The following is an 8,266-nucleotide window of genomic DNA, read 5'->3' as shown; positions in this document are numbered from 1 at the left end:
TTCCTTGTCATAGCTCCTTTTGCTACGGCTTGTTGATCATTGACAACAGAAAATAGTCAATTTAGACTTTTTTTATTAGACCACTTACAAAATGAACCTTTCCGGCTCGAAAGGATGATATTCGTAATGCACTTCCACATCGCTTACCACGCTTATCTTGAGCGTTACCCGACGAAGCTTTTGGCGCTCTATCACGCGCTGCACGACGGGGTAACCGGAGGCGTTCTCGCCTACGGGCTGCGGCTTCCGTCGACCCGGGAGCTGGCCGGGCTGTACGGGCTCTCCCGCGGGACAGTCAATCAGGTGTACGAGATGCTGGCCTCGGAAGGCTATCTGCAGTGCCGCACCGGAAGCGGCACCTATGTCGCTTTCCGCAAGGAGGAGCAGGGCGGCGCGGGGGCGGCCCGTCCGGAAGCGTCGTACCGCTTGTCGGCCTGGGGGGAGCGGCTCGAATCGGCTTCGCCCCGAGGCCGCATGGTTCCGCGGCTGGCCGTCGATTTCGACTGCTTCGCGCCGGATCTTGACGCTTTTCCCCGCGAGGCGTGGAATCGCTGCCTGTACGCCGCGGTACGCGAGCTGACCGTCTCCGGCGCGGGCCGCGGAGAATGCCCGCCGCAAGGCTACGGGCCGCTGCGCGAAGGCATCGCCCGCTATCTGCGCCGTGCCCGCGGCATCGCCGTCGAGGCCGAGCATATCGCCGTCACGGGCGGCTCGATGCAGGCGCTTGCGCTGCTCGCGCAGCTGCTGGTCGAACCGGGCGAGCCGGCCGTCGCCGAGACGCCGGGCTACGCGGGCATCCGCCGGGCCATCCGGGCCGCCGGGGGACGGTGCATCGACGCGGAGGTCGACGCACAGGGCATCGTGCCCGCGGACTGGGAGGCGCGGGCGCTGTTTGTGACGCCGACCCGGCAGTTTCCGACGGGGGCGGTGCTGAGCCTGGAGCGGCGGCAGGCGCTGCTGCGGTGGGCGTACGAGTGCGAAGCCGTCATCGTCGAAGACGATTACGACAGCGAGTTCCGCCACCGGGGCAAAAGCCTGGAGCCGCTCAAGACGCTCGACCGCGAGGAGCGCGTCGTCTACGTCGGCAGCTTCACCAAGACGCTGCTTCCCGACGTCCGCATCGGCTATGCGGTGCTGCCGCCTTCGCTCGCGCAGCCGTTCGTCCGCGCCCAAGCGTTGTACGAGCCGCATCCGGCCAACCTGCTGGAGCAAAAGGCGCTGGCCGCTTTTATGGCTTCCGGAGAGTACGAGCGGCATCTGCGGCGGATGAAGCGGATCTACAGCCGCAAGTTTGCTTTGTTCATGCAGATGCTCACCGGCGAATTGTCGGACCGGTTCCGGTTTGTCGAAAGCGACGCGGGACTTCATATTTTCGGCTGGTGGCTGGGGACGGAAGGCGAATACTTGGACTACCGCGCCGCCTGCGAGGTCCGCGGTGTCCGCTGGTCGGAAGCGCGGGTCGAGACGGAGACGGGAGCAAGATACGGAGCGTACTTCAATTTTCCGCATTTGTCCGAGGAGCAGCTCAGGCAGGGCGTGGAACGGATGAAAGAAGCCTAAGCGAGGGGAGATTTTATTCGGGGAAGGGTGCGTTGACAGCGTCAGCAACGTAGCAAACGAACGCCAATAAGCAAAAAAAGGCTGTCGGGAAACAGCCTTTTCGAATGGCGTGCGTTACTCCGCCTCTTGCGCCCATTGCTTCAGCGTACGGTCGCTCGGCAGGAAGAACGTCAGCAGGCCGATGAGCGGCAGGAAGCTGACCAGCTGCATGACGAGCGGCAGATGGAAGGTATCGATCAAGCTGCCGAGTCCTACCGCGCCGAGCGCCCCGAGTCCGAAGGCGAGACCCGTGATCAGGCCGGACACGGTGCCGACCTTGCCGGGCATCAGCTCCTGCGCGTAGACGACGGTGACGGAGAAGCTCGACAGGATGATGAAGCCGTTCACCAGCAGAATGACGTAAGTCCAGAACGCATTGGCATAAGGCAGCACCAGAGCCAGCGGGGCCGCGCCGAGCATCGCCATAAAAATGACGTTTCGGCGTCCGATTTTGTCGGACAGCGGACCGCCCATGAACGTGCCGAGCGCGCCCGCGGCGGCGAACAGGAAAATGTACATCTGCGCGCGTTCCAGACTGATGCCGAATTTGTCCATTAAGAAGAACGGATAATAAATCGTAATGCCGGCATGGTACCAGGAACGGGCAAATACGAGAAAGATCAGCATGCCTACGGCAAAAGCGATCTGCTTTTTGCGGGCCGGGCTCATGGCGCGGGAGCCGTTTTTCCGGGCCTGCGGCGGATTGGCCTCCACGTATCTCTGGTACCAGCGGGAGATGTACAGCTGGACGAGGACGCCCGCCCCGGCCACGGCCGTAAACCATAAGGCGCCGAGCTGCCCCAACGGGGCGAACACGAGCGCCGTCATGACCGAAGCGAGCGATTGCCCGGAGTTGCCGCCCACTTGAAAGATCGACTGGGCTAAGCCGCGGCGGGAGCCTCCCGCCATGTAGGCGACGCGCGAGCCTTCCGGGTGAAAGATGGCGGAGCCGACGCCGATCAGCAGAACGGACAGCAGGATGAGTGCGTAATTCGGCGCAAGCGACAGCCCCAAGACGCCGAGAAAGGTAAAGATCATGCCGATCGGCAGCATGTACGGCATCGGCTTGCGGTCCGAATACAAGCCGACAACCGGCTGCATGACCGAAGCGGTCATATTCAAGGCGAAGACGATCACGCCGGACTGCATGTAGCTGAGACTCATCTTGTCCTTCAGAATCGGCAGGATCGCCGGAATCACCGCTTGGATCGTATCGTTAAACAGGTGCACCAGACTGATGGCGAGCAGAATGCGAAATACCGTCGGCTTGACATCCATCCGCACAGCTTGCTGAACCGCGGGTGCCGGGCCGGTTTGGACTTTCATGAGAAACGACTCCTTCCGCCTGTAAGTATGCGCTAGTCCTTGCGCTTAAACGTTCCGAGCGCTTCTCCGACCTTCACCTTGCTGCCGACTTCCAGAGCGGCCCGCGGTTCGAACGTGCCGTTCTCCATCAGAAGAACGACGGTTGAGCCGAATTCGAAGTAAGCCAGCTCGTCGCCGCGCTCCAGCCGGTCCGGCAGCGGGACGACATATTGAATGCTGCTGACGTTCAGCGCGCCGACCTTGACCACGGCGATTTCTCCCGCGTCGTGCTGCATGTAGGTGATTAGCCGTTCGTTGCGGCTGAGCACGCGGCGCATGTGGCGGAGGCCGAATTCGTTGACCGGATATACCTTGCCGGGGACATGCTCCTTCTCAAGAATGTCGCCCGTGACGGGCGAGTGAATCCGGTGGTAGTCCGTCGGGCTCAAGTAGAGCACGCAATAGTAGCCGTTCGTATAATTGATCATCCGGGGGCTTTCGTTGAGCAGCTCCTGAATGGTATAGTCCTGTCCCTTGACACTCACGATCAGTCCTTCCCGGATCGGCCCGATGCCGGTAATCATGGCATCCACCGGGCTGACCAGCGTGTCCGGCGCCGCGTCGATCGGACGAAGTCCGCTTTTGAGCCGGCGGGAAAAGAACTCGTTCAGCGATCCGTATTCATGAACCGCTTTTTCCGCGTCCTCCACACGGATACCGTATGTTTTCGCGAAGCGGGGAATCAGCCCGCGGCTGGCACGGGATTTGGCAAAAGCTCCTGTCAGCCTCGACACCGATTTACGGGAAGAAAGCTCGGTCAGCAGCCGAAAAAACGAAATCTTCATAAGGGTATGGTTCACCTGTTCCTTTTAATATGGAAATGCGGTACAACGCTTATCTTGACATAGAACAAAAGACAAAGCAACAGCCAAACAGGTCCGAAAACGCAAGAAAAGCTCCCGAAGGAGCCTTCCGTTCAGACGGTCAGGGCATATAAAGCTTTGTCCGCAAAAACTTTCGTTGCGGCGCGGTCACGGCTGCTCGAAGCGCAGCCCGCACTTCTTGAAATCGCCGCAGGTCAGACACGTCGCCAAATTAACCAGAATCGGGGTGTTTGACCCGGAATATTTAATGCAGTAGACGGGAGTTCGGTGCAGCGGATCGGGCGAGATCATGACGCAATAAGAACAATGCTTCACCATATCGGTCGTGATCGATTCCGTCCCAAGCTGCGATCGAAGCAGTTCGTCCATAGTAAGGCTCCTTTCCTCCGTTGAAGACAGCGCTTCCATCGCTTGCAACCTGCATACGGGTCCACAGGCGCGCGTAGGTTCCGGGTAGTGCCAAGTATCCTTTATTTTAGCAGAATCCGACAAAGAAGGCCATAGTTCGTAAGCGTTTCCCAAAAAGGATCGCGGTCATTTTTCAATACAAGGTAAATTTCTCCTAGTGCTTCTCCAAATTTCGACATGAATCCGGTCCGGAAGGGCTAAATATGGAGTTGAACCCGTTGGTCGCCGTCGGACAAGAAATGTCACGACGGGTATGAAAAGCTTCCTTTAAACCTCGAATGGTTCTTCCTCGAAAAGGCTTCGAGTAAGAAGCTTTTCTTATTGACAATTTGGTGAACCGTGGTAATATAGGTGTGTCACTAGGGGAGCCGCTTGGGCTGAGATTGGATCGATAGATCCTAGACCCTCTGAACCTGATCTGGTTGATACCAGCGTAGGGAAGTGGAGAGCGTCAGCACGCTTGCATCAAAAATGTGCTTACAAGAGCCGCTTCCGTTATACGGGGGCGGCTTTTTTTGATGCGGAGCTGTAAGTTCCCGTAACGGACGGCTTCGCGTCGACCTGGATAAACGCGCATTGTCCTTGGAGACAAGGACGTCGCAGCCGTTTATCTTGGCGTGATCCGCTTGAGCAGACCGACGTTGCTGTATCCCGGATAACACTTTCAGTTCTTCGAAGGAGAGGAAACAGATGAAAAAAGGCTTGAAGCTGGCCGACATTCTGGTCACCGTCGTCATCGCCGTCGTCTTCGGCATTATTTACCGGGTATGGGGAGACGTGTACAATCTGGCGTCGGTGCCGGGCATTCAATTGGAGCAATTCGTATACGGCATGTGGTTCATGGCGTCGACCGTCGCTTTCTTGATCATCCGCAAGCCGGGCGTCGCCTTTCTGGCGGAAGTGGCCGCAGCGCTGGCGGAAATGCTGCTCGGCTCCCAGTTCTCCGTCGGCTCGCTGACCTACGGCATCGCGCAGGGGCTGTGCGCGGAGTTTGTCTTCGCGGCGTTCGGCTACAAGCGCTTTACCGCGGTCGTTGCCGGTCTGGCCGGCATGGCGTCCGGCGCGGGAGCGCTCGTGTTCGACTATTTCAAGAGCTACTTGACCGAGCTGCAGCCGTGGAACCTCTCTTTGTATATTGTACTGCGATTTGTCGGTTCGTTCCTGATTACCGGACCGCTGGCCTTCGCTTTGGTTAAAGCGCTGGAGAAAACCGGCGTCACGCAGCTTGTGCGTCCGGCAAGCCTGGACGATTACCAGGCGTTGGACCGGAAATGAGCGGCGCGGAACGGATCTCCCACGTATCGGGGCTGCGCTTGAAATTTCCCGGCAGTCCGTCGCTGCTTTTCGACGGCTTGAGCTTCGGCGCCGATGCAGGGCAGAAGGTGCTGCTGCTCGGGCCAAGCGGCTGCGGCAAATCGACGCTGCTGCAGGTGCTGAGCGGCTTGATTCCGCATGCGGTCGATGTGCCGGTCAAATATGACAGCATCGGCATTCCGCCGTCTTGGGGTTATTTGTTCCAAGATCCCGACGCGCAGTTCTGCATGCCGTATGCGGACGAAGAGATTGCGTTCGTGCTCGAAAATCTTCAGGTGCCGCGCGAACAAATGGATCGGCGGATTCGGAGCTGCCTGGAGCAGGTCGGCCTGCGGCTTGAGGAGCTGCACACCCCGATCGCCGCGCTGTCGGGAGGCATGAAGCAGCGGCTCGCCATCGCGTCGCTCCTGGCGCTGGAGCCGGACGTCTGGTTTCTCGACGAACCGACCTCGCTGCTCGACCCGGAAGGCACGACCGAGGTATGGGAAACCGTCAAACGGGTCACCCGGGACAAGACGGTGCTTATCGTGGAGCATAAGATCGACGAGATCGTCGATTTCGTCGACCGGGTCGTGCTGTTCGATACGCAGGCGCGCATTCTGGCCGACGGAGAGCCGGGCGCCGTGTTCGCATCGCATAAACGCGAGCTGCAGGAGTATGGCATTTGGTACCCCGGCGTGTGGGATGATTACGACCGGCGCAATGCGGCTGCGCGCCGGGAGCGGATAGAGCCAGCAGCGACGAAGGAGCCGCTGCTCCGGCTGGACCGCTTCGCCGGTTACTACGGCCCGGCAAAGAAAATCGAAGCGGCGGCGGCTGAATTGGACGCCGGCGACTGGATCGCCGTCGTCGGCGAGAACGGCGCAGGCAAAAGCACGCTGCTCCAATCGCTGATGCAGCTGCTGCGGACGGAAGGACACTACGAGCTGGGCGGCCGTACGGTTCGGGAATTCGACGATGTCGCCGACATGGCTGCTTACGTCTTTCAAAATCCGGAAATGCAGTTTGTCGCGCATACGGTATACGACGAAGTGGCGTTTAATTTCCGCCGGGACGGCGAGCCGGAACCGGCGGTCCGTACGAAGACGGAGGAGCTGCTGGCATGGTTCGGCCTTGGGGGGCACCGAGGCCTGCATCCGTACCAGCTCTCGCTCGGGCAGAAGCGCCGGCTGAGCGTAGCGGCCGCCACGGTCAAAGCGCAGCGTCTTCTGCTGCTGGACGAGCCGACGTTCGGCCAGGACGCGGCGAATACGTTCGCGCTTCTGGAGAAGCTCGAAGCGTGGCGGCGGGAAGGTACGGCCATTATCATGGTGACGCACGACCCGGACATTGTAAGCCGCTTTGCCACCCGGGTGTGGGAGGTGCGGCAAGGAGTTCTCGCCGCGGATTTAAGCCCGGCAGCTTACGGGGCGCGGCTCCGCCCGGAGCGGCGGGCGACATTCGAAGAGGTAGGGAGTTGACGAGACGTGCCGTTGGCTTGGTCCTATCGGGAAACGTGGCTGCACCGCGTCAATCCGAGCTTTAAACTGCTCGTATCGGTAAGCCTGTTCCTGCTTGTTCTGTTCACGCACGATATCAACGTGCTTACCAATATCACGTGGATGTATCTGGCGCTGCTCTTTGCCGCCGCCGGTCACCCGTGGCGCAGACTGCTGCTGCTGTCTCTGCCGTTTGCGCTCATGTTCGTTTCCTCCTCCACCTCGATGGTGTTTTTCGGCAAAGGAGAGACGACATGGGTGCGCTGGGGGCTCGTGCATATCACGGAGGAAAGCTTCTTCCGCGGCCTGCAAATCGGACTGAAAACCGTAAATGCCGCGCTGATCGGACTGCTGTTCGGCTTGACCACCAGTCCGGTCGGCTTGTTTTACTCGCTTATGCAGCAGTGCCGGCTTCCGGCGAAATACGCCTACAGCTTCATGGCCGCTTTGCGGCTCATGCCGATGGTGGCGGCCGAATACCGCACGCTGCAGATGGCGCTCAAAGTGCGCGGTGTCAAGAGGAGAAAGGGCGTCCGCGGCTGGATCGATACGCTGAAGCGGCATTCGATTCCGCTGCTGGCGCAGAGCATCCGCCGCGCGCAGCGGATCGCGGTGGCGATGGAAGCGAAGCGCTTCTCGTCCGCCGCGAAGCGTACGTATTATTACCGCATCGGATGGTCGGGAAGCGACGGCCTGCTGCTGGCCGTCACGCTGACGGTCTGGGCGGCCGCATTGCTGCTCGGGTGGCAGCTGCCGTATTTTCCGGTCGGCGACGTACGGTAGACGTGCGGAAGCGGCATAGCTTATCGAATATCAAGGAGGCTGATTGGTTATGAAATTTTCCGAACAAGTGCGTCAAGCGGCGGATGCAAGCTGGCAAGCCAGCTTCGAGCATCCGTTCGTCAAAGGGATCGGCGACGGAACGCTGCCGCTCGATTGCTTCCGGCATTACGTGCTGAACGACGCGTATTATTTGTCCCAATTCGCCCGCGTGCAGGCGCTCGGCGCAGCCAAAGCGAACGACTTGGCAACGGTTAACCGCATGGCGCATCACGCACAGGGCACCTACGAGGCGGAGCTGTCCTTGCATGAGAAATTCTGCAAGCTGCTCGGCGTTACCGAGGAAGAAAAAGCGGCGTTCGAGCCTGCGCCCACTTCGTATGCGTACACGTCCCACATGATTCGCGCGGCATATACCGGGCAGCTCGGCGACATCATCGCCGCGATCCTGCCGTGCTATTGGCTGTATTACGAAATCGGGGAGCGGCTGGCGGGCTG

At 59.9% G+C, this 8,266-nt stretch carries 8 protein-coding genes and 1 riboswitch; of the genes, 5 read left to right on the top strand and 3 right to left on the bottom strand.

Features of this window, described 5'->3' with window-relative positions; genetic code table 11:
• The first annotated feature begins 126 nt into the window (after positions 1-126).
• Positions 127-1,560: a MocR-like pyridoxine biosynthesis transcription factor PdxR gene (gene pdxR / locus PEH01S_RS33470; protein WP_025849788.1), complete on the top strand. Its 1,434-nt coding sequence runs from the start codon at positions 127-129 to the stop codon at positions 1,558-1,560.
• 114 nt (positions 1,561-1,674) lie between these two features.
• On the opposite strand, the gene PEH01S_RS33465 is transcribed toward pdxR, so the two are convergent.
• From PEH01S_RS33465 to PEH01S_RS33455, 3 genes are all read right to left on the bottom strand, one after another.
• Positions 1,675-2,925 carry an MFS transporter gene (locus PEH01S_RS33465; RefSeq protein ID WP_025849787.1) on the bottom strand — a complete coding sequence of 417 codons (1,251 nt, stop codon included), beginning with the start codon at positions 2,923-2,925 and terminating at the stop codon, positions 1,675-1,677.
• 32 nt (positions 2,926-2,957) lie between these two features.
• Positions 2,958-3,749 (bottom strand): archaetidylserine decarboxylase, encoded by a 792-nt coding sequence (gene asd / locus PEH01S_RS33460; protein ID WP_025849786.1) that lies wholly within the window; start codon positions 3,747-3,749, stop codon positions 2,958-2,960.
• Positions 3,750-3,935: 186 nt separating this feature from the next.
• Entirely contained in the window at positions 3,936-4,157 is a 222-nt protein-coding gene (locus PEH01S_RS33455; RefSeq protein WP_025849785.1) for a hypothetical protein, read from the bottom strand.
• 390 nt (positions 4,158-4,547) lie between these two features.
• Positions 4,548-4,653: riboswitch (TPP riboswitch) on the top strand.
• A 233-nt stretch (positions 4,654-4,886) separates the two neighbouring features.
• On the opposite strand from PEH01S_RS33455, the gene PEH01S_RS33450 reads away from it, so the two are divergent.
• The 4 genes from PEH01S_RS33450 to tenA form a co-directional block, all read left to right on the top strand.
• On the top strand, positions 4,887-5,471 hold the full coding sequence (locus tag PEH01S_RS33450) for an ECF transporter S component (RefSeq protein ID WP_127490373.1): 585 nt from the start codon (positions 4,887-4,889) through the stop codon (positions 5,469-5,471).
• Positions 5,468-6,970, top strand: a complete 1,503-nt coding sequence (locus tag PEH01S_RS33445; RefSeq protein ID WP_127490372.1) for an ABC transporter ATP-binding protein — start codon at positions 5,468-5,470, stop codon at positions 6,968-6,970. Before PEH01S_RS33450 ends, PEH01S_RS33445 begins: the two co-directional genes overlap by 4 nt.
• Positions 6,971-6,976: 6 nt before the next feature.
• Positions 6,977-7,771, top strand: coding sequence for an energy-coupling factor transporter transmembrane component T family protein (locus PEH01S_RS33440; RefSeq protein ID WP_025849782.1), 795 nt, complete (start codon positions 6,977-6,979; stop codon positions 7,769-7,771).
• A gap of 49 nt (positions 7,772-7,820) precedes the next feature.
• Positions 7,821-8,266, top strand: a 446-nt coding sequence (gene tenA / locus PEH01S_RS33435) for a thiaminase II (RefSeq protein ID WP_127490371.1), incomplete at its 3' end; no start/stop codon positions are given.

This window comes from Paenibacillus ehimensis NBRC 15659, assembly GCF_004000785.1.
Classification (GTDB): Bacteria; Bacillota; Bacilli; order Paenibacillales; family NBRC-103111; genus Paenibacillus_G; species Paenibacillus_G ehimensis.
The sequence above is the reverse complement of the archived record's forward strand: the minus strand, read 5'-3'. Positions and strand labels throughout refer to the sequence as shown.